24 protein-coding genes are annotated in these 24,036 nt (G+C 66.2%); 12 read left to right on the forward strand and 12 right to left on the reverse strand.

What is annotated here, in order from left to right; all coding sequences use genetic code 11:
• Positions 1-186 precede the first annotated feature (186 nt).
• Together ACI766_RS16545 and ACI766_RS16550 are read left to right on the forward strand one after the other, a co-directional pair.
• Positions 187-1,845: a nitrite/sulfite reductase gene (locus ACI766_RS16545; RefSeq protein WP_003098180.1), complete on the forward strand. Its 1,659-nt coding sequence runs from the start codon at positions 187-189 to the stop codon at positions 1,843-1,845.
• Entirely contained in the window at positions 1,829-2,326 is a 498-nt protein-coding gene (locus ACI766_RS16550; RefSeq protein ID WP_003088003.1) for a DUF934 domain-containing protein, read from the forward strand. The genes ACI766_RS16545 and ACI766_RS16550 overlap by 17 nt, the downstream gene beginning before the upstream one ends.
• A gap of 64 nt (positions 2,327-2,390) precedes the next feature.
• On the opposite strand, the gene ACI766_RS16555 is transcribed toward ACI766_RS16550, so the two are convergent.
• Positions 2,391-2,972 carry a TetR/AcrR family transcriptional regulator gene (locus ACI766_RS16555; protein WP_003098179.1) on the reverse strand — a complete coding sequence of 194 codons (582 nt, stop codon included), beginning with the start codon at positions 2,970-2,972 and terminating at the stop codon, positions 2,391-2,393.
• Positions 2,973-3,094: 122 nt separating this feature from the next.
• Here ACI766_RS16555 and ACI766_RS16560 point away from each other — a divergent pair, with 122 nt between their 5' ends.
• Positions 3,095-3,532 carry a hotdog fold domain-containing protein gene (locus ACI766_RS16560; protein WP_003098177.1) on the forward strand — a complete coding sequence of 146 codons (438 nt, stop codon included), beginning with the start codon at positions 3,095-3,097 and terminating at the stop codon, positions 3,530-3,532.
• Positions 3,533-3,626: 94 nt separating this feature from the next.
• Positions 3,627-4,502, forward strand: coding sequence for an alpha/beta fold hydrolase (locus tag ACI766_RS16565; RefSeq protein WP_015648637.1), 876 nt, complete (start codon positions 3,627-3,629; stop codon positions 4,500-4,502).
• Here the strand turns inward: ACI766_RS16565 and ACI766_RS16570 are convergent.
• The gene (locus ACI766_RS16570) at positions 4,489-5,481 is read right to left on the reverse strand and encodes a YhdH/YhfP family quinone oxidoreductase (protein WP_003087998.1); all 993 of its coding nucleotides are present in this window, start codon (positions 5,479-5,481) and stop codon (positions 4,489-4,491) included. The two genes, ACI766_RS16565 and ACI766_RS16570, sit on opposite strands and share 14 nt — an antisense overlap.
• A gap of 58 nt (positions 5,482-5,539) precedes the next feature.
• Positions 5,540-6,565, reverse strand: a complete 1,026-nt coding sequence (sohB, locus tag ACI766_RS16575) for a protease SohB (RefSeq protein WP_003087997.1) — start codon at positions 6,563-6,565, stop codon at positions 5,540-5,542.
• Between the two features lie 233 nt (positions 6,566-6,798).
• Here sohB and ACI766_RS16580 point away from each other — a divergent pair, with 233 nt between their 5' ends.
• From ACI766_RS16580 to ACI766_RS16595, 4 genes are all read left to right on the forward strand, one after another.
• On the forward strand, positions 6,799-7,509 hold the full coding sequence (locus ACI766_RS16580; protein WP_003113600.1) for a histidine phosphatase family protein: 711 nt from the start codon (positions 6,799-6,801) through the stop codon (positions 7,507-7,509).
• 60 nt (positions 7,510-7,569) lie between these two features.
• Positions 7,570-7,884, forward strand: coding sequence for an SCP2 sterol-binding domain-containing protein (locus ACI766_RS16585; protein ID WP_003087993.1), 315 nt, complete (start codon positions 7,570-7,572; stop codon positions 7,882-7,884).
• A 257-nt stretch (positions 7,885-8,141) separates the two neighbouring features.
• Positions 8,142-9,212, forward strand: a complete 1,071-nt coding sequence (locus ACI766_RS16590) for a phosphotransferase family protein (RefSeq protein ID WP_003098170.1) — start codon at positions 8,142-8,144, stop codon at positions 9,210-9,212.
• Positions 9,213-9,236: 24 nt separating this feature from the next.
• Complete coding sequence (locus ACI766_RS16595; RefSeq protein ID WP_003087987.1) at positions 9,237-10,004, forward strand: SDR family oxidoreductase; 768 nt, start codon at positions 9,237-9,239, stop codon at positions 10,002-10,004.
• A gap of 160 nt (positions 10,005-10,164) precedes the next feature.
• Here the strand turns inward: ACI766_RS16595 and ACI766_RS16600 are convergent, their stop codons facing one another.
• Positions 10,165-10,926, reverse strand: coding sequence for an SDR family NAD(P)-dependent oxidoreductase (locus ACI766_RS16600; RefSeq protein WP_003113599.1), 762 nt, complete (start codon positions 10,924-10,926; stop codon positions 10,165-10,167).
• 131 nt (positions 10,927-11,057) lie between these two features.
• Between ACI766_RS16600 and ACI766_RS16605 the strand changes: the two genes are divergently transcribed.
• Complete coding sequence (locus tag ACI766_RS16605) at positions 11,058-11,963, forward strand: LysR family transcriptional regulator (protein WP_003098166.1); 906 nt, start codon at positions 11,058-11,060, stop codon at positions 11,961-11,963.
• Here ACI766_RS16605 and ACI766_RS16610 read toward each other — a convergent pair.
• Positions 11,960-12,604: a hypothetical protein gene (locus tag ACI766_RS16610; protein ID WP_003087981.1), complete on the reverse strand. Its 645-nt coding sequence runs from the start codon at positions 12,602-12,604 to the stop codon at positions 11,960-11,962. The genes ACI766_RS16605 and ACI766_RS16610 overlap by 4 nt on opposite strands.
• Before the next feature lie 100 nt (positions 12,605-12,704).
• On the opposite strand from ACI766_RS16610, the gene ACI766_RS16615 reads away from it, so the two are divergent.
• Positions 12,705-13,484, forward strand: a complete 780-nt coding sequence (locus ACI766_RS16615; protein ID WP_003113596.1) for a TSUP family transporter — start codon at positions 12,705-12,707, stop codon at positions 13,482-13,484.
• Here ACI766_RS16615 and nudC read toward each other — a convergent pair.
• The 3 genes from nudC to ACI766_RS16630 are packed head-to-tail and all read right to left on the reverse strand — an operon-like array spanning position 13,452 to position 16,828.
• Positions 13,452-14,288, reverse strand: coding sequence for an NAD(+) diphosphatase (nudC, locus tag ACI766_RS16620; protein ID WP_003113595.1), 837 nt, complete (start codon positions 14,286-14,288; stop codon positions 13,452-13,454). The genes ACI766_RS16615 and nudC overlap by 33 nt on opposite strands.
• Positions 14,288-15,976 carry a type IV pilus/biofilm regulator FimL gene (gene fimL / locus ACI766_RS16625; RefSeq protein WP_003098159.1) on the reverse strand — a complete coding sequence of 563 codons (1,689 nt, stop codon included), beginning with the start codon at positions 15,974-15,976 and terminating at the stop codon, positions 14,288-14,290. Before fimL ends, nudC begins: the two co-directional genes overlap by 1 nt.
• 39 nt (positions 15,977-16,015) lie before the next feature.
• A complete protein-coding gene (locus ACI766_RS16630) occupies positions 16,016-16,828 on the reverse strand; it encodes a crotonase/enoyl-CoA hydratase family protein (protein ID WP_003087972.1) in 813 nt (270 codons plus the stop codon).
• Between the two features lie 223 nt (positions 16,829-17,051).
• Here ACI766_RS16630 and nhaB point away from each other — a divergent pair, with 223 nt between their 5' ends.
• The gene (gene nhaB / locus ACI766_RS16635; protein WP_003113594.1) at positions 17,052-18,554 is read left to right on the forward strand and encodes a sodium/proton antiporter NhaB; all 1,503 of its coding nucleotides are present in this window, start codon (positions 17,052-17,054) and stop codon (positions 18,552-18,554) included.
• On the opposite strand, the gene ACI766_RS16640 is transcribed toward nhaB, so the two are convergent.
• A complete protein-coding gene (locus tag ACI766_RS16640) occupies positions 18,538-19,893 on the reverse strand; it encodes an amino acid permease (RefSeq protein WP_003117687.1) in 1,356 nt (451 codons plus the stop codon). The genes nhaB and ACI766_RS16640 overlap by 17 nt on opposite strands.
• A 23-nt stretch (positions 19,894-19,916) precedes the next feature.
• Positions 19,917-22,172 (reverse strand): lysine-specific pyridoxal 5'-phosphate-dependent carboxylase LdcA, encoded by a 2,256-nt coding sequence (ldcA, locus tag ACI766_RS16645; protein ID WP_003113592.1) that lies wholly within the window; start codon positions 22,170-22,172, stop codon positions 19,917-19,919.
• Positions 22,173-22,365: 193 nt separating this feature from the next.
• Between ldcA and ACI766_RS16650 the strand changes: the two genes are divergently transcribed.
• Entirely contained in the window at positions 22,366-22,755 is a 390-nt protein-coding gene (locus ACI766_RS16650; RefSeq protein WP_003098144.1) for a nuclear transport factor 2 family protein, read from the forward strand.
• Between the two features lie 27 nt (positions 22,756-22,782).
• Here ACI766_RS16650 and dnaQ read toward each other — a convergent pair whose 3' ends face one another.
• Both dnaQ and rnhA read right to left on the reverse strand, forming a co-directional pair.
• On the reverse strand, positions 22,783-23,523 hold the full coding sequence (gene dnaQ / locus ACI766_RS16655; RefSeq protein ID WP_003087958.1) for a DNA polymerase III subunit epsilon: 741 nt from the start codon (positions 23,521-23,523) through the stop codon (positions 22,783-22,785).
• Between the two features lie 64 nt (positions 23,524-23,587).
• Positions 23,588-24,034 carry a ribonuclease HI gene (gene rnhA, locus ACI766_RS16660; protein WP_003087954.1) on the reverse strand — a complete coding sequence of 149 codons (447 nt, stop codon included), beginning with the start codon at positions 24,032-24,034 and terminating at the stop codon, positions 23,588-23,590.
• Positions 24,035-24,036: the final 2 nt, after the last annotated feature.

A 24,036-nucleotide genomic window follows, 5' to 3' on the forward strand; every position in this document is an offset into this window, starting at 1 on the left:
GAAAGGCGCCGTTGCGAAGCGGTTATGCTTGCCTGGCGACTTAGTCTTTTTGGTTCTTACCATATACTCAAACATCACTTTTACGCATAAATATGAACTGGTATCGTGCGCCCACTCCGCGTGGAGCGCGTAGCCGTGCGCGCTGGTTAACGCAGTAAGCCGCATAGCCTGACAGCAGGAATATTCATGTACGTATACGACGAGTACGACCAACGGATCGTCGAGGACCGCGTCAAGCAGTTCCGCGACCAGACCCGCCGTTACCTGGCGGGTGAATTGACCGGTGAGGAGTTCCGCCCGCTGCGCCTGCAGAACGGTCTCTATATCCAGCGCTATGCCCCGATGCTGCGCATCGCCGTTCCCTATGGCCTGCTCTCCTCGCGCCAACTGCGCAAGCTGGCGCAGATCGCCCGCGACTACGACAAGGGCTACGCCCACATCAGCACCCGGCAGAACGTGCAGTTCAACTGGCCGGAGCTGGAAGACGTGCCGGAAATCCTCGCCGAGCTGGCCACCGTGCAGATGCACGCGATTCAGACCAGCGGCAACTGCATCCGCAACACCACCACCGACCAGTTCGCCGGCGTCGCCCGCGACGAGCTGGTGGACCCGCGCCCCTGGTGCGAGATCATCCGCCAATGGTCGACCTTCCACCCCGAGTTCGCCCACCTGCCGCGCAAGTTCAAGATCGCGGTGAACGGCGCGGTGAGCGACCGTGCCGCCATCGAAGTGCACGACATCGGCCTGGAGGCGGTGAAGAACGAGGCCGGCGAGCTCGGCTTCCGCGTCTCGGTCGGCGGCGGCCTGGGCCGAACCCCCATCGTCGGCAGCTTCATCAATGAATTCCTGCCCTGGCAGCACCTGCTCGGCTACCTGGATGCCATCCTGCGCGTCTACAACCGCTATGGCCGGCGCGACAACAAGTACAAGGCGCGGATCAAGATCCTGGTCAAGGCGCTGACCCCGGAAGTCTTCGCCGAGCGCGTCGAGGCCGAATGGGCCAACCTCAAGGACGGACCGAGCACCCTCACCGAGGCGGAAGTCCAGCGCGTCGCCGCGCATTTCGTCGATCCGGCCTACAAGGCCCTCGACGACCTCGACGAGTCCCTCGCCCGGCTCGACGCGGAGCACCCCGGCTTCGCCCGCTGGCGCGCACGCAACACCTTCGCCCACAAGAAGCCCGGCTACGTCGCTGTGACGCTCTCGCTGAAGCCCACCGGCACCGCGCCGGGAGACGTCACCGACAAACAGCTGGAGGCCATCGCCGATCTCGCCGACCGCTACAGCTTCGGCGAGGTGCGCAACAGCCATAATCAGAACATCATTCTCGCCGACGTCGAGCAGGGCGAACTCTTCGCCCTCTGGGGCGAACTCCGCGAACTGGGCTTCGCCACCCCCAACGTCGGCCTGCTGACCGACATCATCTGCTGCCCCGGCGGCGACTTCTGCTCCCTGGCCAACGCCAAGTCGATCCCGATCGCCGAAGCCATCCAGCGCCGCTTCGACAATCTCGACTATCTATTCGACATCGGCGACATCGACCTGAACATCTCCGGTTGCATGAACGCCTGCGGCCATCACCATGTCGGCCACATCGGCATCCTCGGGGTCGACAAGAAAGGCGCGGAGTTCTACCAGGTCTCCCTCGGCGGCAGCTCGGCGCGCGACGCCAGCCTCGGGCAGATCCTCGGCCCGTCCTTCGCCCAGGAGCAGATGGCCGACGTGATCGACAAGATCATCCAGGTCTACGTGGAACGCCGGACCGAGGAAGAACCCTTCATCGACACCTTCCGCCGTATCGGTATCGACCCGTTCAAGGAGCGCGTATATGCAGCGAATCATTAAGGACCGCCAGGTGGTCGACGACCGCTGGCACTTGCTGCCCAAGGACGCGACCCTGGAAAGCGTACCCAACAGCGACGACGTGATCATCCCGCTGGCCCTGTGGCTCGAGCACGGCCCGGCCCTGCGCGGCCGCGACGGCGGCCTGGGGGTCTGGCTGGACGCGGACGAGGAGCCGGAAAGCATCGCCGGCGACCTCGACAGGTTCCAGGTGATCGCGGTGAACTTCCCCGCCTTTACCGATGGCCGCGGCTTCAGCAGCGCGCGCCTGCTGCGCGAGCGCTACGGCTACAAGGGCGAGATCCGCGCGATCGGCGACGTGCTGCGCGACCAGTTGTTCTTCATGCGCCGCTGCGGCTTCGACGCCTATGCCATCCGTGCCGACCGCAGCCCGGAAGACGCCCTGGCCAGCCTGGACGACTTCAGCGAGGTCTACCAGACCTCGGTGGAGCAGCCTCTACCGCTGTTCCGCCGCCGCGGCTGACCCCCGCCCTGACGGAAAAGCCCCGCAGCCGCGGGGCTTTTTCATTCCCGAGGTCACGGACGCCTCAGGCCGCCCGCACGCTGTCCCACGCCACCTGCGCCAGCAGTTCGCGACAGTCGGCCAACGCCACCCGGGTTCGCCCGGCCAGCCACTGGCGGGCAAGGTCGTGGGCCGGGCCGATCACCACCGAAGCAAAGCAGTCGTCCGGCATCTCGCGGAACAGGCCCTCGGCCCGATATCCCGCCAGCGCCGCATGGATCCGTGCGAAGTGCGCCTGGTTGTCGGCCCGCAGGCGCTCGCCCAGCTCCCCCGCCTCCACCCGCCCGCGGCTGTGCAGGATGAAGCGTGCCCAGTCGGGATTCGCCACGACCCAGTCGATGTAGCTGGTGACCAGCAACCTGACCGTTTCCTCGGCGCTGCGCGCCCTGGCGAAGCCGGCTTCGAGCAACGCCGCGTACTGGCCGATCCCGGCCAGGTAGAGTTCGCCATGGATGCGTTCCTTGTTGCCGAAATGGTGGTAGAGGCTACCGATGCTCGCTCCGGAACGGTCGCGGATCATCTCGATGGTGGTGGCGTCTACGCCATGCTCGCTGAAGCAGGCCAGGGCGGCCTGGAGAATCTCGTCTTTGCGGGAAGAACGGCCCATGTCGGTCCTTGTCGTTAATCGTCGAAACGCTGACTAGAATATTTTTCTAGAATAAATTTCTAACCTTCGTATACTGCCCCGGTGCGCACACATCTTCAATCCTGAAACGCCCGGAGTTTTCCATGAGTCAGATGATGCAGATGTACCAGCAGGTCGGCCCGGCCCAGTTCAGCGCCATGATCGGCCAGTTCGCACCCTATTTCGCCAGCATCGCCCCGCAGTTCGTCGAACTGCGTCCCGGCTATGCCGAAGTCACCTTCCCCAAGCGCCGCGAGGTGCTGAACCATATCGGCACGGTGCATGCCATCGCCCTGTGCAATGCCGCCGAACTGGCCGCCGGGACCATGACCGACGCCTCGATTCCCGCCGGCCATCGCTGGATTCCGCGCGGCATGACCGTCGAGTACCTGGCCAAGGCCACTGGCGACGTGCGCGCGGTGGCCGACGGCAGCCAGATCGACTGGCAAGCCACCGGCAACCTGGTGGTGCCGGTGGTCGCCTATGTCGACGACAAGCCGGTATTCCGCGCCGAGATCACCATGTACGTCAGCCAGGCCTGACCGCCAAGGCGTCCCGGCCGTGCTTTCGGCCGGCTGGAGGCGCCCTGGCGGCCAGCTCTATTCTCGAAGCCATGAGCAGACCACGGAGACCGGCATGAACCCTCCGCAACCACGCCTCATCGATAACGGCAACGGCCATCCGCTGGTCAGCCATTGGTACCGGCCTGCCGGGGAGCCGCGCGGCTATCTCCTGATCGTCCCGGCGATGGGAGTGGAACAGCGCTTCTACGCGCCCTTCGCCGCCTGGCTGGCAGAGCGCGGCTACCTGGCCATCACCTTCGACTACCTGGGCATGGGGCAATCGCGCAACGGCTCGCTGCGCGGTCTCGAGGTCGATGTGCTGGGCTGGGCCCGTCATGACTGCAGCGCCATGCTCGCCGCCGCGCTCGCCGAGAGCGGGAGCAAGCCCCTGTACTGGATCGGCCATAGCCTGGGCGGCCAGATCCTGCCCTTCGTCGAAGGGCGCGAGCGTATCGATAGGGTCTTCAGCATCGCCAGCGGCAGTGGCTACTGGAAGGAAAACAGCCCGCGGTTGCGCAACAAGGTCTGGTTGTTCTGGTACCTCGTCGCGCCCCTGCTGACGCCGCTGCTCGGCTATTTTCCCGGGCGCCGCCTGGGCATGGTCGGCGACCTGCCGCGCGGGGTGATCGAACAATGGCGACGCTGGTGCCTGCATCCGCAGTACGCCCTCGCGGATGGCGAGGCCATCCGCCGCGCCTTCTCCGCCGTACGCACGCCCATCGTGTCGCTGTCGTTCACCGACGATGAAATGATGTCCCGACGCAGCATCGAGTCGCTGCTGGGCTTCTACCGCGAAGCGCCGAAAACCGCCTGGCGCATCGCTCCCGAGGAAATCGGCGCCCGCCACATCGGCCATTTCGGCTTCTTCCGGCCGCAGTTCGCCGAATCGCTCTGGGCGGGCTACCTGTTGCCGGAGCTGGGCTCCGGCAACGCCCTCAGCCGAGGTTGACCAGCACCCGGCCGACCAGCTTGCCGGCGAGGATCTGGTTGATCGCCCCCGGCAGCTCTTCGAGGGCGATCTCGCGCGCCACCTCTTCGAGGTTGTCGAGCTTCCATTGCAGCGACAGCTTGTCCCACATGGATGCCTTGACCACCAGCGGCAGCTCCACCGAGTCCACCCCGAGCAGGTTGACCCCGCGCAGGATGAACGGCAGCACCGAGGCCTTGAAGCCGGCGCCGGCGGTCAGGCCGCAGCAGGCGACGCTGCCGCCGTACTGCAACGACTTGACCACGTTGAAGAGGATGTCGCCGCCGACGGTGTCCACCGCGCCGGCCCACTGTTCCTTGAGCAACGGCTTGTCGACGCCATCGGCCACGGTGGCGCGATCGAGGATCTGCTTGGCCCCCAGGCGGTTGAGGAACTCGGCCTGCTCCAGCTTGCCGGTGGCGGCCGCCACGGTGTAGCCGAGCTTGGCCAGCAGTTCCACGGCGATACTGCCGACCCCGCCGCTGGCGCCGGTGACCAGCACCGAGCCATGGTCGGGGCGCAGGCCGCTGCGCTCCAGCTTTTCGACGCAGAGCGCCGCGGTCAGGCCGGCGGTGCCGAGGATCATCGCCTCGCGCAGGCTCAGGCCTTGCGGGCGCTTGATCACCCAGGCCGCGGGCACGCGGATGTACTGGCCGAAACCGCCGGCGGTGTTCATGCCCAGGTCGTAGCCGGTGACGATCACCTCGTCACCGGCCGCGAACTCGGCCACCGAGGACTCGGCGACCACACCGGCGGCATCGATGCCGGGGGTATGCGGGTACTTGCGGGTCACCCCGCGGTTGCCGCTGGCGGACAGCGCATCCTTGTAGTTCAGCGAGGAATACTGCACGCGGATCAGTACGTCGCCCGCCGGCAGGTCGCCGGTATCGCGCTCGACCACCTGCGTTTCGTAAACGCCGTGGGGCGCTTCCGTCACCCACAACGCCTTGAATACAGCCATTTCGACCTCCTCTCGTGAAAACCCTGAAGACAGCGTGTTCGTCCCTGTCGGCGCCGGCCTATTGCCAGAACTTCTGCTGGTTGAGCCGCCCCCACCAGGTCACCAGCACGCGGTCGATAACCACGCTGGCGGCCAGGCCGACGCGTTCCTGCAGGCTCTTGCGCTCGACGAATTGCACCTGGTAGACATCGCGCTCCCTGGCCTGCTCGGCCAGGTACTCGTCGCTGGTCTTGAGTTCGTCCACCAGCAGCTTGCCCAGTGCGGCCTGGCCCAGCCAGACCTCGCCGGTGGCGATCTCGTCCATGTTCAGTTGCGGCCGGTAGTGGGCCACGAAGTTCTTGAACAGTTCGTGGGTCACCTCCAGGTCCTCCTGGAACTTTTCCCGGCCCTTCTCGGTGTTCTCGCCGAATACCGTCAGCGTACGCTTGTATTCGCCGGCGGTAAGCACCTCGAAGTCAATATCGTGCTTCTTCAACAGCCGGTGGACGTTGGGCAACTGCGCCACCACGCCGATCGAGCCGAGGATGGCGAAGGGCGCGGAAAGGATCCGATCGCCGATGCAGGCCATCATGTAGCCGCCGCTGGCCGCCACCTTGTCGACGCACACGGTCAGCGGCACGCCGGCCTGGCGGATGCGCGCCAGTTGCGAGGCCGCCAGGCCGTAGCCATGGACCATGCCACCGCCGCTTTCCAGGCGCAGCACCACCTCGTCGTCCTTGCCCGCCATGCTCAGCACCGCAGTCACTTCGTGGCGCAGTTGCTCGGTAGCCGAGGCCTTGATGTCGCCGTCGAAATCGAGCACGTAGACCCGCGACTTCTGTTCAGGATGTTTCTTCGCCTGCTTCGCCGCCTTGCTCTCCTCCTTGCGCAAGGCCTTGAGGCTGGCCTTGTCGAGGACGCTGTGGCGGACCCGCTCGCGCAGGTCCTTGTAGAAATCGTTGAGCTTCTGCACGTCGAGGTGCCCGCCTGCGCCGCGCCGGCCGCGGCCGCGCAGGGCGACGATCACCACCAGCACCACGATGATCGCCGCCAGCACGGTCACGGTCCTGGCCAGAAAGCCCGCATATTCGGCAATGAACTCCACACAACCCCCTCTCTACTGTTGACGCACCCGTCTACGGGCGACACGATTGCGCAAGCATACCCAGGCCACCGACGGGCGGCCAGCGATGCCACTGCCTGGAGAGCCTTTGCAGGGCGCGCCCGGAGCAGCCGATAAAGGCAGCGAATGACATTCAAACAAGCGTATGTTTTTTCGTTGACAGCCCTGGGTGATCCTCATACCCTCGCGGAACTTTCACCCGCCGAGGTCCGCCCGTGGGCAGCATCTACCTGATTCGACATGGCCAGGCGTCGTTCGGTGCCGACGACTACGACGTGCTGTCGCCGACCGGCATCCGCCAGGCGGAAATCCTCGGCGACCACCTGCTGAATCTCGGCGTCCGTTTCGACCGCGTCCTCAGCGGCGGCTTGCGCCGCCAGCAGCACACCGCCCGCGCCGCCCTCGAACGCCTGGAGTCCTCCGGGCTGGCCACGCCGGAGCTGGAAGTCGATCCGGCGTTCAACGAATTCGAAGCCGACGCGGTGATCCGCGCGCACCTGCCGGACCTGCTCGATGAGCAGCCGGAAGCCTTGCACATCCTTCGCCATGCGGCCGAGCATCGGGCCGAGTTCCAGCGCCTGTTCTCCACCATCATCGCGCGCTGGGTTTCCGGCAACCATGAGAAAGATGGGCTGGAAAGCTGGCAGGAATTCCTCGATAAGGTCCATGACGGTCTTCGTCGTCTGCTGGCGCAGGCCAGCGGCAAGGACAGGGTCGCCGTGTTCACCTCCGGCGGTACCATTACCGCCCTGCTCCAGCTGATCGTCGGCGTTCCGCCGCTCAAGGCCTTCGAGCTGAACTGGCAGATCGTCAATACCTCGCTGACTCGCCTGAGATTCCGCGGCGAGGAAGTGTCCCTGGCTTCCTTCAACAGTCACGTGCACCTGGAACTGTTGAAGGCGCCGGAACTCATCACCTATCGATGAGCCGGCCTACCGCGACCGTTCCGGTCGCCGAAAAAACCCTAGAAGAAAGGAATAGAACCCATGACCACCGTTGCTGACATCGTCTCCACCATGAAAAGCAAGTTCAACGCCAGCGCGGCCGCCGGCCTGGATCTGGTGTTCCAGTTCAACATCGAAGACGGCGACAACCACTACCTGGTCGTCAAGGACGGTACCTGCGAAGTGGTACAGGGCGACGCCGAGAACCCCAACGTCACCCTGATCATGGACAGCGAAACCCTGAAGGGCATCACCAGCGGCGAGACCGACGGCATGCAGGCCTTCATGGCCGGCAAGCTGCGCGCCGAAGGCGACATGATGCTGGCGATGAAGCTGGGCGAACTGTTCCCGGTCTGACCGTTTCCGGCGCCATGCCAGAAGGAAAACCGGAGTCCCTCGCGGCTCCGGTTTTTTTTCGTCCGGCATTCCTCCAGGCCGACGATCAGGGACCGTGATGGAGCGGCAACACGCTTGCCCATAACGCCTGGCGGCGGCTTGTGAGGGCCGGGACAGGGCATTAGATTAGCCAATTATCGCCGGTCACCATCATTGCGCAGCCTGATGCGCGCACCGGCTCCCGCGGCTCCGCCGTGGCACCACGAGAAGGGAACCCCATGTCGCTGACCGACCAATCCACTCGCATCCGCGCCGGCGAAGAACTCGACGCCGCCGTCATCGACCCGTACCTGAAAGCCCATATCCCCGGCCTCGAAGGCACCCCGAAGATCAGCCAGTTCCCCGGTGGCGCGTCCAACCTGACCTACCTGATCGAGTATCCGCGCCAGGAGTTCGTCCTGCGTCGCCCGCCATTCGGCCACAAGGCCAAGTCGGCCCACGACATGGGCCGCGAATACCGCATCCTGAACCAGTTGAACGCAGGCTTCCCCTACTGCCCGAAAGCCTACCTCTACTGCACCGACGAGTCGGTGATCGGCGCCGAGTTCTACGTCATGGAACGGGTCAAGGGCATCATCCTGCGCGCCGAACTGCCGCCTGAGCTGAATCTCGACGAACAACAGACCCGCAGCCTGTGCAAGAGCTTCATCGACAAGTTCGTCGAACTGCACAACGTCGACTACGCCGCCTGCGGACTGGCCGACCTGGGCCGCCCGGACGGCTACGTGCAGCGCCAGATCGCCGGCTGGACCGACCGCTACGAGAAGGCCCTGACCCCCGACGCGCCGCTCTGGGAACCGGTCAAGGCCTGGCTCAAGGACAAGCAGCCGGCCGATCACCACAAGCCGGGCATCGTGCACAACGACTACCGCTTCGACAACGTGATCCTCGACCCGGAAAACCCGATGCAGATCATCGGCGTGCTGGACTGGGAACTGGCCACCCTCGGCGATCCGCTGATGGACCTCGGCAATACCCTCGCCTACTGGGTGGAAGCCGGCGACCCGGCTCCGGTGCAGCTGACCCGCCGCCAGCCCAGCCACCTGCCGGGCATGCTGACCCGCCGAGAGTTCGCCGACTACTACGCCGAGCGGGCCGGGATCCCACCGATCGACAACCTGGACTTCTACTACACCTATGGCCTGTTCCGTCTTGCCGGCATCGTCCAGCAGATCTACTACCGCTACTACCACGGGCAGACCCAGGACAAGCGTTTCGCCCAGTTCGTGCAGATGAACAAGCTGCTGGAGCAGATGAGCCTGCAGGCCATCGAGCGCTCCCGCCTGTAACCGACCACTACAAGGGGATAGCCCATGTCCAAGACCCACCTGTTCGACCTCGACGGCAAGATCGCCTTCGTTTCCGGCGCCAGCCGCGGCATCGGCGAGGCGATAGCCAAGCTGCTGGCCCAGCAAGGCGCCCACGTGATCGTCTCGAGCCGCAAGATCGATGGCTGCCAGGCGGTCGCCGACGCGATCACCGCGGAGGGCGGCAAGGCCACCGCGATCGCCTGCCACATCGGCGAGATGGAGCAGATCCAGAACGTCTTCGCACAGATCCGCGAGCAGTTCGGCCGCCTCGACATCCTGGTCAACAACGCCGCCACCAACCCGCAGTTCTGCAACGTACTGGAAACCGACCTCGGCGCCTTCCAGAAGACCGTCGACGTCAACATCCGCGGCTACTACTTCATGTCCATCGAGGGCGGCAAGCTGATGAAGGAACACGGCGGCGGCAGCATCATCAACGTGGCCTCGATCAATGGCGTATCGCCCGGCGAGTTCCAGGGCATCTACTCGGTGACCAAGGCCGCCGTGATCAGCATGACCAAGGTCTTCGCCAAGGAATGCGCGCAGTTCGGCATCCGCTGCAACGCCCTCCTGCCAGGGTTGACCGACACCAAGTTCGCTTCGGCGCTGGTGAAGAACGACGCGATCCGCAACCTCGCCCTGCAGCGCATCCCGCTCAAGCGCGTGGCCGAGCCGAGCGAAATGGCAGGCGCCGTGCTCTACCTGGCTAGCGAAGCGTCCAGCTACACCACCGGCGTGGCGCTGAACGTCGACGGCGGCTTCCTTTCCTGACGGAACGGCGAACGCGCGAAGAGGGAGCCAGGGCTCCCTCTTTTCATTTCAGGATTGCCAATGCCTCGCACCAGCGCGGGACAGGCGCCCCACGGCTATTCACCTGCGTTCTCGGGTAGCCGGACGAGTACCCCCATAGGCGTTACCCGCCGCTTCCACTTCAGTTGCCGACCCGCCAGCCACCGTTCACCGACACCACCGTTCCGGTGACGAACCCCGCCTCGGGCGAGGCCAGCCAGGCCACCGCCGCGGCGATGTCCTCGACCCGGCCGGTCCTGCCCAGCGGGGTCTCGCCGACGATGGCGGCGACCCGTTGCGGATCGAGGCCGCCGGGAAAGAACCGGGTGTCGGCGATGTAACCCGGCGCCACGCTGTTCACCGTGATCCCGCGCGAACCGAGTTCCCGCGCCAGGGCCACGCCGAAGCCATGCAGGCCGGCCTTGGCTGCCGCATAGCCCAGCGCACCAGGACTGCCGCTACCGGTCTGCGCAGCGATCGATCCGATATGGATGATCCGCCCGCCCTCTTCCGCGAAATGCGGCAACACCGCCAGCGACATGAGGAACGCGCTTTTCAGGTTGCCGTCCAGCAGCGCATCCCATTCCCGCTCGGCCTCAGCCAGCGGAGTGGTGGCGGCGATCTTTCGGGTGAACCCGGCGTTGTTCACCAGCACGTCGAGCCCCTGGAAGGTGTCGCCAACCCAGGCGGCCACCGCCTCGACAGCTTCGCGGCGAGAAAGATCGGCGGCCATCCAGGGCACACCGCCCAACTCGGCGGCAGCGCGTTGCAGGCGCTGGGAATCACGGGCCACCAGGGCGATCCGATAACCCTGTTGCCGAAGGCGCCGGGCGATGGCCAGGCCGATGCCCGACGAGCCGCCGGTGACCAGGGCGGTACGGGGGATTGGAGAATGAGTGTGCATGACGGGCTTCCTCTGTAATGGATGGAACGCCTCGTCTGGCCAGAGCGAGCGTACGGATGGATTTTCGACGGATCCGCCGCGATATATCCAATACTGTCTTTCTTAACTCACCATATCCGGGAGATATCGCAATGGCCGACTTACGCCAGTTCCGCCAGTTCGTCGCGGTTGCCGAGGAGCTGAGCTTCCGCCGCGCCGCTGAGCGCCTGCACATGGCCCAGCCACCGCTGACCACTGCGATCCGGCGGCTGGAAGAAGAAGTCGGCGCCAGCCTGCTGGAGCGTGACAACCGTATCCACCGCCTGACGCCGGCGGGCCGCGCGTTCCTCGACGAAGCCCGGCGCACCCTGGCCCAGGCCGAACGCACCCTGGCGGCCGCGCGCAGCGCCGCCAGCGGACGCAGAACGTTGCGCCTGGCGTTCGTCGACAGCACCATCAATATTCTGCTACCGCGCATACTCCAGGCGTTCCGCCAACAGCATGGCGCGCTGGACTTCCAGCTCCAGGAAGACACCACCGCAGGGCAACTGGAGGCGTTGCGCGAAGACCGCATCGATGCCGGCCTGATCGTTCTGCCGGTCGACCGCCAGCCCGGCCTGTACACACATCTACTGGTGGACGGCGACATGCGCGTGGCATTGCCCGAAGGGCATCGGCTGGCACGCCATGCGCGCCTGCGCCTGGAACAACTGGCCGGAGAACCCTGGCTGCTGTTTCCACGGCACTATGGGCCGGGCATGCACGACCTGATCGTCGCCGCCTGCGCGGCAGCCGGCTTCGTCCCGGAGGTGGTGCAGGAGGCGCGGCAGATGCAGACCATCGCCGGGCTGGTGGCCGGCGGCATCGGCGTCGCGCTAGTGCCTTCGCTGCTACAACCGTTGCGCCCGCCGGGGGTCACCTTTCGTCCCCTGCAAGGGCGGCGGGCGCGAATTCCCTATCGGCTGGCGCTGGCCTACCGCACGCCGTCGGAACTCATCGAACGCTTTCGCGAAACCGCCCAGGCGATCGCCGCCGCCCCGGCTTTTCGCATGGCCTAGCGCCAGTCCCTGAGCGCCTCCTCGGCCGCCAGGTTCATCGGCTCGGCAAGCAGCCCGGCGACGCCGTAGTTCACCGCGAACACCGCCTTGTCCGCCATCGGCAGGAAAGTCACCCGCCCCGCCAGCGGCTCGAACAGGAACAGGTCGTGCTCGCCGGCCCGCAGCCAGCGCCAGAGATCGACCCCCAGCGGACTCTGCGACAAGCCCAGGCGGCGGCCCCGGGACTGCTGCTCGAGAGCCAGGAAGCGGCCGCTGAGCGCGTCGAGGCGATAGCCCGGCGCCAGACCGATCAACGCGGCCAGCCCCTTCCAGCGGAAAATCCGCGCGTCCAGTTGCCAGAGTTCGCCGTCCAGCACCACGCTGCGCTCGTTGGCGCCCTCCTGGATCAGCACCCGGTAGCGCTGCGGCCCTTCGGCCTGGAAGCTCAGGGTGGCCATCGGCTGCTCGGGCTTGAGCAGCGAATAGCTGCGCAGGTCCCAGGCGAGCACCAGCAGCAGCGCCGCCACGGCGACGAAGGCCAAGCCGCAGGTGCCGCGCAGCCAGCCGAGGAACCAGGTGCGTTCGAAGAGGATGCGCACCGCGACCAGGGCGGCCAGCAAGGCCAGTAACGCGAATGCCCAGGCCAGACCGTCGTACTGCATGCAAGCGATTCCTTCTGCGTGAAATTGCGGGCATTATGCGCACCCCTCCTCCCGACGGCCAGCGAGGCCGTTTCCCGATTGGAAGCAGGTCCGGTTTTTCATGCCCTTCGAACTCGCGATAGACCCCAGCACCCTGATCATCCTGGCCGTGGTGGCCTTTCTCGCCGGCTTCATCGACGCCATCGCCGGCGGCGGCGGCCTGTTGACCATCCCTGCGCTGCTCACCGCCGGGGTCCCGCCGCACCTGGCGCTGGGTACCAACAAGCTGAGCTCGACCTTCGGTGCGGCGACCGCCAGCTACACCTTCTACCGGCGCAAGCTGTTCCATCCCGGGAAGTGGCGCAACGGTCTGCTCGCCACCGCGATCGGCGCCGCCATAGGCGCCTGGGCGGCTCACCTGCTGCCCGCCGAGTGGCTGAACCGGATGCTCCCGGTGGTGGTATTCACCTGCGGCCTCTACATGCTCTTCGGCGGCACGCCGAAGGCGCCGCTGGACGCCGATGCGCCGCTCGGACGCAAGCGCCAGTGGCCGCAGGGCCTCGCCCTGGGCTTCTACGACGGCGTGGCGGGACCGGGCACCGGAGCGTTCTGGACCGTCAGCTCGCTGCTCATGTACCCGCTGGACCTGGTCCGCGCCAGCGGTGTGGCGCGGAGCATGAACTTCGTCAGCAACATAGTGGCGCTGGCGGTGTTCATCGCCTCCGGCCAGGTGATCTGGTTGCTCGGCCTGTGCATGGGTGCGTCGCTGATGGTCGGCGCCTATTTCGGCGCGCGCACCGCCATCGGCGGCGGGGCGAAGTTCATTCGCCCGGTGTTCATCCTGGTGGTCCTGGCGCTGACCGCGCGGCTAGCCTGGCAGCACTGGTTCAGCGGCGCCTGAGCGGCGCGCCAGGTACAGGTCGATCAGGTGCCGGGCGATCGAGCGCTGCGCCGGTAGCGGCGGCAAGGCATCGAGGGAGAACCACTGGGCGTCCTCGATCTCGTCTTCCTGCGGGACGATCTCGCCGGACACGTACTCGGCGTGGAAACCGAGCATCAGCGAATGCGGGAACGGCCAGTTCTGGCTGCCGATGTATTCGAGATTGGCGACCTCCACCCCGACCTCTTCGCGCACCTCGCGGACCACGCACTGCTCCACCGACTCGCCGGCCTCGACGAAGCCGGCCAGGGTACTGTAGACCCCCGGCACGAAGCGCGGCGAACGCGCCAGCAACACCTCGTCGCCCCGGGTCACCAGGACGATCATGCTCGGCGACAGGCGCGGGTACTGGTGCAGCCCGCACTGCGGACACTGCATCACCCGCTCGTGGTCCTGCGCCTGCATGCGTGTGCCGCAATTGCCGCAGAACCGGTTGTGACGTGCCCAGATGCCGATCTGGCTGGCATAGCCGAGCATGCAGAACTGATCGAAATCGCCGTGCAGCATGAACTGCCGCAACGGCGCCCAGGCCATGCCCGGCAGCTCGATCGGCTCGTCCAGTTCCAGCACGTAGACCGGCTCGCCCTGCCAATGGCCGACCCCATGTTCGGCGAGCAGCGGGAGTTCCTGGCGTTTCAGCCATTCGCGGGGGAACAGCAGGCCGTTGTCGTCCTGGAGGAAGCGCTGCTGACAGTGCGCGAGCACCCAGCCGCCGACCTGGGCGGTAGCCGGCCGACCTGCCTGCCAGCGGAACTCGCCGGCCATCAGGCGGCCACCGGCAGTCCGAGCGCCTTGACGCTGGCGCTGGCCAGGTCGAGGACGTCCGGCTGGCCCTGCGGACGCAGCACGGCACCGCCCTCGAGATAGTATTCGAGACTGGTCAGGGCGTCGGCGAGGGTTTCCAGCATCTGCTCCGAAGGCATCTGCGCGGTCTCGATCATGCGCTGCTGGATGTAGTCGGCGCAGCCGCCGACCAGCAGCGCGGCGCGCTCCTGACCGAGGAACCAGAGACCGCCCCGGACCGCCTGCAGGCTGGCCGGGACGTTGGCCAGGTTGAGCTTGTCGCCATTGGATTCCAGGTACGCGGTGATCGCACGCTTGGCCAGGGCCAGGCCGGCCTTGGCCTCCTCGATCACCACGATGCGCGCCTCGGCCAACTGGTGCACGGCGAACGCATCGGCTTCCTGCCCGGGCTCCGCCGGAGTCGGCCGGATGATGCGGCGCTCGCCGCGCTCGAGGTTGCCGACCATGCTTTCCACGTAGAGCACCGCATCGGCCAGGCGCAGCAACGCCGGCGGCGAATCGGCGACGCCGCTGGCAGCCCAGGCGGCCACGGTGGGTAGCTGGGTCTGCAGGGCGGTGCCGGCCGAGTTCAGGCCGACCATGCCGAGGGTCTTGCTCAGCTTGCCCAGTTGCGCATGCAGGTTGGTCAGGCTATCCGGCTGGGCCACGCCGCGCTCGATCAGGTCGAGCATGTCCTTGACCCCGGCGAGTTCCTCGCGGATCGCCGTGGACAGCGAACGCATCACCGACTGGCCGGGGCCGGACAGGCGCTGCGATTCCTCTTCCAGCAGGTGGTCGGTGAACGGCAGCGGCGCCAGCCCATGCAGTTCGCGGACCTCGCGCGAACGCGGGCCCTGGCCGTCGGACAGCGCCACCAGGTAAAGCAGTTCCTTGAGCAGATGGCGCGGCGCCTCGTAGGCCGGGCCGATCAGCAATTGCTTGAGCTCGCGGTCGATGCGCGAGAACAGTTGCTTGCGCGACTTGCGCGGCAACAGTTGGCCATCGACGATCGACTCGATCGCCGCGGCGCCGATCCAGCACAGCCGCGAACGGGCCACCCCGCCGTGCAGACTGTCGAGGCGCGCCAGCGCGCGGCCCATCAGCTTGAGGCTGGGATAGAGGTTCTGTTCGCGGATCAGGCCGAGCAGGCCGATCTGGTACATGTGGCGCATCCGCCGGCTTTCCTCGCCCAGTTCGGCTTCGGAAGGCAGGTGGTCGATGGCAGTGCTCGGCGGCCGCGGGATATCCAGGCGGGCGCTGAAGAAGAAGCTTTCCGGCAGCGCCGGCTGCCCTGCGGCACAGCGCACTTCGTTGATCGCCGGCAAGAGCAGCTCGGGGATCTCCTGGCGATTGGCCTCGACGTTCTCCAGGTAGCGGCGCAGCACGTACAGGGCGTTGCCCAGGGCTGCCAGCTGGCCGTCGCGCTCCTCGCTGACGCCGGTGGGAATGTCGGTCGCCAGCTGCAGGGCTTCCTGGGCCAGCAGCTCGGCGCCGGCCAGCTCGATCAGGTTGAGGGTGCCGCGGATCTGTTGCAGGCATTCGACGGCGTGCTGCAGCAGGCTGCCGTTCTGCCGCTCGGCAATGAACTGCTCAAGACCCTGTTCGGCCTGTTCCATGGTGGCGAACAACTCGTCGCGCACCAGACTGAGGGACGTGGCTCCTGTGACCATCGGTCTAGTGCGCCTCCCGCGCAAGAATATACAACGGCATCAATCAGCGAATTCCGGCTTCTGCTTGGCCATATGCGCGGCCATCGCCACCCGCAGGTCGGCGGACTGGAGCATGGCGGCGTTCCAGGTAGCGACGTACTCGAGGCCGTCGTCGACCCGGTGGTCGCGCATATAGCGGATCATTTCCTTGGTACCACGGATGGCGATCGGCGACTTCGCGGCGATCTGCCGCGCCAGTTCGAAGACCCCATCCATCAATGCGGCCTGGTCCGCGTAGGTACGATTGACCAGGCCGATGCTCCGTGCCTCTTCGCCGTCGACCATGCGCCCGGTGTAGGCCAGCTCGCGCATCATGCCATCGCCGATGATCCGCGGCAGGCGCTGCAGGGTGCCGACGTCGGCGGCCATGCCGATGTCGATCTCCTTGATCGAGAACTGCGCGTCGGCGGTCGAGTAGCGCATGTCGCAGGCCGAGACCAGGTCGATGGCGCCGCCCAGGCAGTAGCCCTGGATCGCCGCGAGCACCGGCTTGCGGCAGTTGTCGACCGCGTTGAACGAGGCCTGCAGCTCGAGAATCTTGCGACGCAGGGCGTCGGCGTTGCGGCCGACGTCCTTGCCCAGTTGGCTGCCGACCTGGGCCAGCAGCATCAGGTCGATCCCCGAGGAAAAATGCTTGCCCGCCCCGGACAGCACGACCACCCGCACTTCGTCGGTATCGTCGACCCAGCGGAAGATCTCGATGATCTCGCGCCAGAAGTCCTGGTTCATGGCATTGATCTTGTCCGGACGGTTGATCTGGACGTGGGCGATCTTGTCTGCCAGCTCCACACGGAATGCGTTGTACTCGGTCACGGCGATAGTCCTCGGCAGAGCAACTGCGCTGTCAGAACGCAGAGATTTTTGTTGTGCGGAAAATCCCGCAACTATAACAAGGGCGAGCCAAATGTCGATGCTGCACTATGTGATGCACGGCACGCCCATTGATACCGCAATCTCTTCGATGATTGCGCTAAACGCTTGATCCAACGAAAGTCCTGCTGGCATTTTCAGTCTTTTCCTTGCCGTGGAGTCCATCGTGAGCAGTCCCCTGAGCCAGGCTTTCGCACAGAACTTCCTCGGGCATTCGCCGCGCTGGTACAAGCTGACGGTGCTCGCCTTCCTCTTGCTCAACCCCCTGCTGCTATGGCTGGCCGGGCCGGTGACAAGCGCCTGGGTGCTGGTCGGCGAGTTCATCTTCACCCTGGCCATGGCGCTGAAATGCTATCCGCTACAGCCGGGTGGCCTGTTGGTGCTGGAGGCGCTGCTGCTTGGCCTGGCTACCCCCGAGGCGCTCTATGCGGAATTGCAGCACAACTTCCCGGTGCTCCTGCTGCTGATGTTCATGGTCGCCGGCATCTACTTCATGAAGGACCTGCTGCTCCTGCTGTTTTCCCGCCTGCTGCTCGGCGTGCGCTCGAAGACCCTGCTATCGCTCCTGTTCTGCCTGCTGGCCGCCCTCCTCTCGGCCTTCCTCGACGCCCTCACCGTGACCGCCGTGGTGATCAGCGTGGCGGTGGCATTCTTCGCCGTGTATCACCGGGTCGCTTCGGGGCAGCGCGCCAGCGAGGACTACGATCCCGCCACCGACCGCCAGGTCCCCGAGCTGCACCGGGCCCATCTCGAGGAATTCCGCGCCTTCCTCCGCAGCCTGCTCATGCACGCGGCGGTCGGCACCGCGCTGGGCGGCGTCTGCACCCTGGTGGGAGAGCCGCAGAACCTGCTGATCGGCCACGAGGCCGGCTGGCATTTCGTCGAGTTCTTCCGCCAGGTCGCGCCGGTATCCATGCCGGTACTGGCGGCCGGCCTGCTGACCTGCGTGCTGCTGGAGAAGAGCCGCCGCTTCGGCTATGGCGCCCAGTTGCCGGCGGCGGTGCGCCAGGTGCTCGCCGAGTACGCCGCCAGCGAAAGCCGCAAACGCGGAGCGCAGCAGAAGGCCGCGCTGCTGGTGCAGGCCCTGGCGGCGCTGGTACTGATCGTCGGGCTGGCCCTGCATGTCGCCGAGGTCGGCCTGATCGGCCTGTTGGTGATCGTGCTGATCACTGCCTTCACCGGCGTCACCGACGAACACCAGATCGGCCGCGCCTTCCAGGAGGCCCTGCCGTTCACTGCGCTGCTGGTGGTGTTCTTCGCGGTGGTCGCGGTGATCCACCAGCAGCACCTGTTCACCCCGATCATCCAGGCGGTGCTGGCGCTGCCGGCGGAACGCCAGCCGGGCATGCTGTTCATCGCCAACGGCCTGCTCTCGGCGATCAGCGACAACGTATTCGTCGCCACCATCTACATCACCGAGGTGAAACAGGCGCTGGATGCCGGCCACATGAGCCGCGAGCATTTCGATACCCTGGCGGTGGCGATCAATACCGGCACCAACCTGCCCAGCGTAGCGACGCCCAACGGCCAGGCGGCGTTCCTCTTCCTGCTGACCTCCTCCATCGCCCCGCTGGTGCGCCTGTCGTACGGCCGCATGGTCTGGATGGCGCTACCCTACACCCTGGTGATGGGCGGCCTGGGCTGGTGGGCGGTCAGTCATTGGCTTTGAGCGTCGGCACTCCGTTGACCTGGTTGCGCCATTGCCGCCAGGTGTACATCGGGATACCGGCCATCAGCACCAGGAAGCCCCAGAAGATCGCCTGCTGGCCGGTGCCATACAGCGCCCATAGCGAGTAGGCGAAGCCCAGCGAGCCGATCACCAGCAATTGCCGGCGTGAACGCGGCGAGAACTCGTCCGGTCGCACCGCCAGCAGTTGCAACAGCGCGGCGGTGCAGAACGCGTAGGGGACCACCCCGGTCATGGTGCCGAGCAGGATGATCACGTTGAACACATCGACCAGGTCGCCATGCCCGTCGACCATCACCAGCGCCGTCACCAGCAGCCCCGAGGCCAGCAGGCCGTGGGCCGGCGCGCCGTTCTTGTTGAGCTGGCCGAGCGACTCCGGGAACAGCCCGTCGCGCGCCGGAGCCACCGGGATCTGGCCCTGCAACAGGACCCAGCCATTGAGCGCGCCCAGGCAGGCGATCACCGCCCCGGCAGCCACCAGGTAGTAGCCCCAGTCGCCCATCAGGATCCGCGCCGCGTCGGCGAACGGCGAGGTGGAGCGGGCCAGCACCTCCGGCGGCATCAGGCCCTGCACCGCAGTGATCGAGAGGATGTAGAGGGCCGCCGCGGCCAGCGTGCCGAACAGGGTCGCACGGGGAATGGTGCGGCGCGGATCCTCGACGTCGTCGGCCGGCACGGTGGCCGACTCCAGGCCGATGAACGACCACAGGGTCAGCGCCGCGGTGGTGGCGATCGCCTGGGCATAGCCCATGTTCGGCAGCTCGCTGCGCGCCGGGATCGCCAGGTGCTCGGGATTGAAGTGGAACCAGCCGAGGATACCGACCAGCAACAACGGCAGCAGCTTGAGGATGGTCAGCAGGTTCTGCACCACGCTGAAGGTGCCGATGCCTCGCAGGTTGATCAGGGTGCACAGCCAGATCGCGGCGATGGCCACGCTGACCATCAGCAGCGGATCCGCCAGCGCCGGGATGAATACCCGCAGGTAGCCGACCAGGGTCACGGCGATCGCCGCGTTGCCGATCCAGGCGGCTTTCCAGTAGGTCCAGGCGCACAGGTAGCCGGCGAAGCTGCCGAAACCGTCGCGGGTATAGGCGTAGGGGCCGCCGGCGCCGGGGTTGACCCGCGCCAGGCGGGCGAAGGTCAGCGCCAGCAGCACCGCGCCGGTGCTCGACACCAGCCAGCCGAACAGGCTGAGCCCGCCGAACGCCGCCAGGCTGGAGGGAAGCAGGAAGACTCCCGAACCGACCATGTTGCCGATCACCAGCGCGCTGCAGGTCCAGAACCCCATGCCGCGCTTGCCGGCCTTCTCTCCCCCCGCCATCGACACCCCTTAGCCTGTCGGCCTCATTCCTTTATGCATTCAACGGTATAGCAGCGCCCGGACGGTCCGTCCTGATGCTGCAGGCCGTGCACATCGGAGTCGAAACCAGGGAAGGCGCGCTCGAAGGTCCGCGCGAACTCGAGATAGTCGAGGATCGAGCGGGTCGCCTCGGTGAAGCGCTCACCCGGCATGATCAGCGGGATACCCGGCGGATAGGGTACCAGCATGACGGCAGCGATGCGCCCTTCCAACCGAGCGATCGGTACCGCCTCGACCTCGCCGCGCACCAGCTTGTCGTAGGCCTCGGACGGCCGCATCGCGACCTCCGGCAGCACCGTGTACATGCGCTTCATGGCCTTCGCCGTGGCGTTGTCGCGGTAGCTGGCGTGCATGGCGTCGCTGAGGTCGCGCAGGCCCACGCCGTTGTAGCGCTTGCCGCCGGCCTGGGCCACGGAGGGCAAGACGTCAAGCAGCGGCAGGTTGGCGTCGTAACAGCGCTTGAATTCGAGCAGTTCGGTGACCAGGGTGCTCCACTTGCCCTTGGTGATGCCCATCGAGAACAGCACCAGGAAGGAGTAGAGACCGGTTTTCTCCACCACCAGCCCGCGCTCCCAGAGGAAGCGGCTGACGATGGCGGCCGGAATCCCCTGCTCGCTGAGCTTGCCGCCAGCGCTCAGGCCCGGGGTGGTCAGGGTGACCTTGATCGGGTCGAGCAGCACGTAGTCTTCGGCGATATCGCCGAAGCCGTGCCAGTCGGCGCTCGGCTCCAGCACCCAGTCATGGGTGCCGACCTGGTCGGTGCCCTCCACCTGCTCCGGCTGCCAGACGCCGAACCACCAGTCGTTCCGGTCCAGGTTCTGCCGTACGTTGGCCAGGGCCCGGCGGAAGCTGAGGGCCTCGTCGAAGGTCTCCTGGATCAGCGAACGCCCGGCGGGCCCTTCCATCATCGCCGAAGCCACGTCCAGCGAAGCGATGATGCCGTACTGCGGCGAGGTCGAGATGTGCATCATGAAGGCTTCGTTGAAGCGCGCCACGTCCAGCTTCCGGGTCCCGCCATCCTGCACGTGGATCATCGAGGCCTGGCTGAAGGCGGCGAGCATCTTGTGCGTGGAGTGGGTGGCGAACACCAGGGGTCCCTCCTCGCTGCGCGAGGTGCCCATGCCATAGCGTCCGTCGTAGAACTCGTGGAACGCGGCATAGGCGTACCAAGCCTCGTCGAAGTGCAACACCTCGACGCTGTCGCCGAGGGTCTGCTTGATCAGCTCGGCGTTGTAGCACAGGCCGTCGTAGGTGGAGTTAGTCACCACCGCCAGCTTCACCTTCGGCTCGCGGCCGCGCGCCAGCGGGCTGGCGGCGATCTTCGCGGCGATCGACTGCTTGCTGAATTCGCTCAGCGGGATCGGCCCGATGATCCCCAGTTCGTTGCGTTCCGGAGTCAGGTAGAGCGGTATCGCCCCGGTCATGATGATCGAGTGGAGGATCGACTTGTGGCAGTTGCGGTCCACCAGCACCAGGTCTTCGCGACCGACCATGGAGTGCCAGACGATCTTGTTCGCGGTGGAAGTGCCATTGATCACGAAGAAGGTATGGTCGGCGCCGAAATTGCGCGCGGCACGGTCCTCGGCCTCGGCCAGGGGGCCGGTATGGTCGAGCAGCGATCCCAGCTCGGGGACCGAGACCGACAGGTCGGAACGCAGCGTGTTCTCCCCGAAGAACTGGTGGAACGCCTGTCCCACCGGACTCTTGCGATAGGCGACACCGCCGCCGTGGCCCGGCGTATGCCAGGAATAGTTGGACTGCGCGGTGTGCTCGACCAGCGCACGGAAGAATGGCGGCAGCAGCCCGGCCAGGTAGTTGCGCGCCGCCCGGGCGACCTGGCGGGCGAGGAACGGCACGGTGTCTTCGAACAGGTAGAGGATGCCGCGCAACTGGTGCAGGTCGGCCATGGACTCGGCCGGCGCGTTCTCGATGGTCACCTGCTCGCCGAGGGCGAAGATCGGCAATTGCGGCGCCCGCACGCGGGCCACGCGGATCAGTTCGACCACATCCTGCAGCAGGCGCTGGTTTTCCCCGGCACCTTCGGCGGCGACCAGGATGCAGGCCAGGCCGTGGTGGGTGGAAGCGACGATGCGCCCCTCGGCGGAGCTGGCGGTGGAGAGAATGCTGAAGCCGTCCTGCTCCAGTTCGTGGGCGATGCCCCGCACGCGTTCGCCGGCAACGGTGTCGGCCTTGATGTCGCGATGGACGATGAGGACGGGAAATTTGAGGTCTTTATACATTGTTGATCCCGAGCAGCAGGCGGGCGAACCCCGCCGGTCGGCTCAGGGTAGAGACTTGCCGGCACGCGCGTAACCCCCGGCGGCTTGCCCTTGTAAGAAAAGGTCGCGGCAACACAAGTCGGCGCGCCGCGCTTGCCTCCGCTCCCGCCAGCGAGGAGCATGGACCTCTCTGCCCTGCTACGGAGCGACAACGATGCGCAGCGCTTATCGGATCGTCAGCGATCACTATGCGGCCTCTAGCCGTGGGGACCTCGCCGGAATGCTGGCGGACATGGACGAACGCACCGAATGGACGGAAATGGCCGGTTTCCCGCTGGCCGGCACCTATGTCGGCGCGGCCGCCATCGGCGCCGGTGTGTTCCAGGCCTTGCAACGGGACTGGGAGGGCTTCAGGGTCGAGATCGAGCGCCTGATCGACGGCGGCGACAGCGTGGTCGCCGTCGGTCGATATGCAGCGACCCACCGTCGCAGCGGCAAGTCGTTCGAAGCGCGTGTGGCACACGTATGGACGGTAGAGGACGGCAGGATCCGCCGTTTCGAGCAGTTCTGCGACACCTTGCTGGTGGACCGGGCGACACGCTGAACGCGGCGCCCGTGGTGCATGGGCAGGCTATTCGCCGACCGGCGCCTCCAGTTGCGCCCAGAGTGACGGACCACCTGCCGACTTCTCGATCACCGCCAGCCGCGCCGCATGCGCAGCCAGCTCTTCGGCGTTGGCGCGCAGCACCGGGGTGGCTACCCGCGCCGGATCGAGCCGACGGATCGGGCTGACCATCGGCCGGCCGCTGCCGTCGCCTTCCGCGCCGCTGCCGGCCAGCGACAGGCTGGTCTGGCCGCCGGTCATCGCCAGGTAGACGTCGGCGAGGATCTCGGCGTCGAGCAACGCGCCGTGCAGGTCGCGACCGGAGTTGTCCACGCCGTAGCGCTTGCACAACGCATCGAGGTTGTTGCGCTGGCCCGGATGGCGCTCGCGGGCCATCAGCAGGGTATCCAGCACCGAGCAGTACTCGGTCACGTCCGAGCGGTCCTGCTGGCCCAGCAGGGCGAACTCGTTGTTGATGAAGCCGATATCGAACGCCGCGTTGTGGATGATCAACTGGGCGCCGCGGATGAATTCGAAGAAATCGTTGGCGACCTCGCGGAAGCGCGGCTTGTCCTTCAGGTATTCGTTGGTGATGCCGTGGACGGCGATCGCCCCTTCGTCGACCTCGCGATCGGGTTGCAGGTAGACGTGGAAGTGGCGACCGGTCAGGCGGCGCCCCTCCAGCTCGACACAGCCGATCTCGATGATCCGGTGACCATCGGTCACCGGCATGCCGGTGGTTTCGGTATCCAGTACGACGCTACGCATCTATAGAGCCTTTCTCTGTTTCGCTGCAGCCGCGGCTGCTGAACGCTTGTTTCGGTGTGGCCGCTCAGCGCGGCAATTCGGCGACGCCACGGTTGGCCAACTGGTCGGCCCGCTCGTTGCCGGGATCGCCGGTATGCCCGCGGACCCACTGCCACTCCACCTGGTGCCGGGCGACCTGCTCATCCAGGGCCTGCCAGAGGTCGGCATTCTTGACCGGCTGCTTGCTGGCGGTCTTCCAGCCGCGCTTCTTCCAGTTCGGCAACCATTCGGTGATGCCGCGCATCACGTATTCCGAGTCGGTGATCAGACGGATCGGACAGGAACGCTTGAGTGCCGCCAGCGCCTGGATCGCCGCCATCAGCTCCATGCGGTTGTTGGTGGTGTCCGGCTCGCCGCCCCAAAGCTCTCGCTCGGCGCCCTTGTAGAGGAGCAACGCCCCCCAGCCGCCGCGCCCAGGGTTGCCCTTGCAGGCGCCGTCGGTATAGATCACTACCTGTTCTTTATCTGTCATGC

It is taken from the genome of Pseudomonas sp. DL, from assembly GCF_047199225.1.
GTDB lineage: Bacteria > Pseudomonadota > Gammaproteobacteria > Pseudomonadales > Pseudomonadaceae > Pseudomonas > Pseudomonas aeruginosa.

Coding starts and splice junctions, on each gene's coding strand:
- fimL (WP_003098159.1), bottom strand. CDS start 15,976: ATGGTCACAGGAGCCACGTCCCTCAGTCTGGTGCGCGACGAGTTGTTC.
- ACI766_RS16585 (WP_003087993.1), top strand. CDS start 7,570: ATGACCACCGTTGCTGACATCGTCTCCACCATGAAAAGCAAGTTCAAC.
- dnaQ (WP_003087958.1), bottom strand. CDS start 23,523: ATGCGTAGCGTCGTACTGGATACCGAAACCACCGGCATGCCGGTGACC.
- ACI766_RS16545 (WP_003098180.1), top strand. CDS start 187: ATGTACGTATACGACGAGTACGACCAACGGATCGTCGAGGACCGCGTC.
- ACI766_RS16565 (WP_015648637.1), top strand. CDS start 3,627: ATGAACCCTCCGCAACCACGCCTCATCGATAACGGCAACGGCCATCCG.
- ACI766_RS16560 (WP_003098177.1), top strand. CDS start 3,095: ATGAGTCAGATGATGCAGATGTACCAGCAGGTCGGCCCGGCCCAGTTC.
- ldcA (WP_003113592.1), bottom strand. CDS start 22,172: ATGTATAAAGACCTCAAATTTCCCGTCCTCATCGTCCATCGCGACATC.
- ACI766_RS16555 (WP_003098179.1), bottom strand. CDS start 2,972: ATGGGCCGTTCTTCCCGCAAAGACGAGATTCTCCAGGCCGCCCTGGCC.
- ACI766_RS16615 (WP_003113596.1), top strand. CDS start 12,705: ATGCCCTTCGAACTCGCGATAGACCCCAGCACCCTGATCATCCTGGCC.
- ACI766_RS16595 (WP_003087987.1), top strand. CDS start 9,237: ATGTCCAAGACCCACCTGTTCGACCTCGACGGCAAGATCGCCTTCGTT.
- ACI766_RS16600 (WP_003113599.1), bottom strand. CDS start 10,926: ATGCACACTCATTCTCCAATCCCCCGTACCGCCCTGGTCACCGGCGGC.
- ACI766_RS16570 (WP_003087998.1), bottom strand. CDS start 5,481: ATGGCTGTATTCAAGGCGTTGTGGGTGACGGAAGCGCCCCACGGCGTT.
- ACI766_RS16605 (WP_003098166.1), top strand. CDS start 11,058: ATGGCCGACTTACGCCAGTTCCGCCAGTTCGTCGCGGTTGCCGAGGAG.
- ACI766_RS16590 (WP_003098170.1), top strand. CDS start 8,142: ATGTCGCTGACCGACCAATCCACTCGCATCCGCGCCGGCGAAGAACTC.
- ACI766_RS16610 (WP_003087981.1), bottom strand. CDS start 12,604: ATGCAGTACGACGGTCTGGCCTGGGCATTCGCGTTACTGGCCTTGCTG.
- rnhA (WP_003087954.1), bottom strand. CDS start 24,034: ATGACAGATAAAGAACAGGTAGTGATCTATACCGACGGCGCCTGCAAG.
- ACI766_RS16640 (WP_003117687.1), bottom strand. CDS start 19,893: ATGGCGGGGGGAGAGAAGGCCGGCAAGCGCGGCATGGGGTTCTGGACC.
- nudC (WP_003113595.1), bottom strand. CDS start 14,288: ATGGCCGGCGAGTTCCGCTGGCAGGCAGGTCGGCCGGCTACCGCCCAG.
- ACI766_RS16550 (WP_003088003.1), top strand. CDS start 1,829: ATGCAGCGAATCATTAAGGACCGCCAGGTGGTCGACGACCGCTGGCAC.
- ACI766_RS16650 (WP_003098144.1), top strand. CDS start 22,366: ATGCGCAGCGCTTATCGGATCGTCAGCGATCACTATGCGGCCTCTAGC.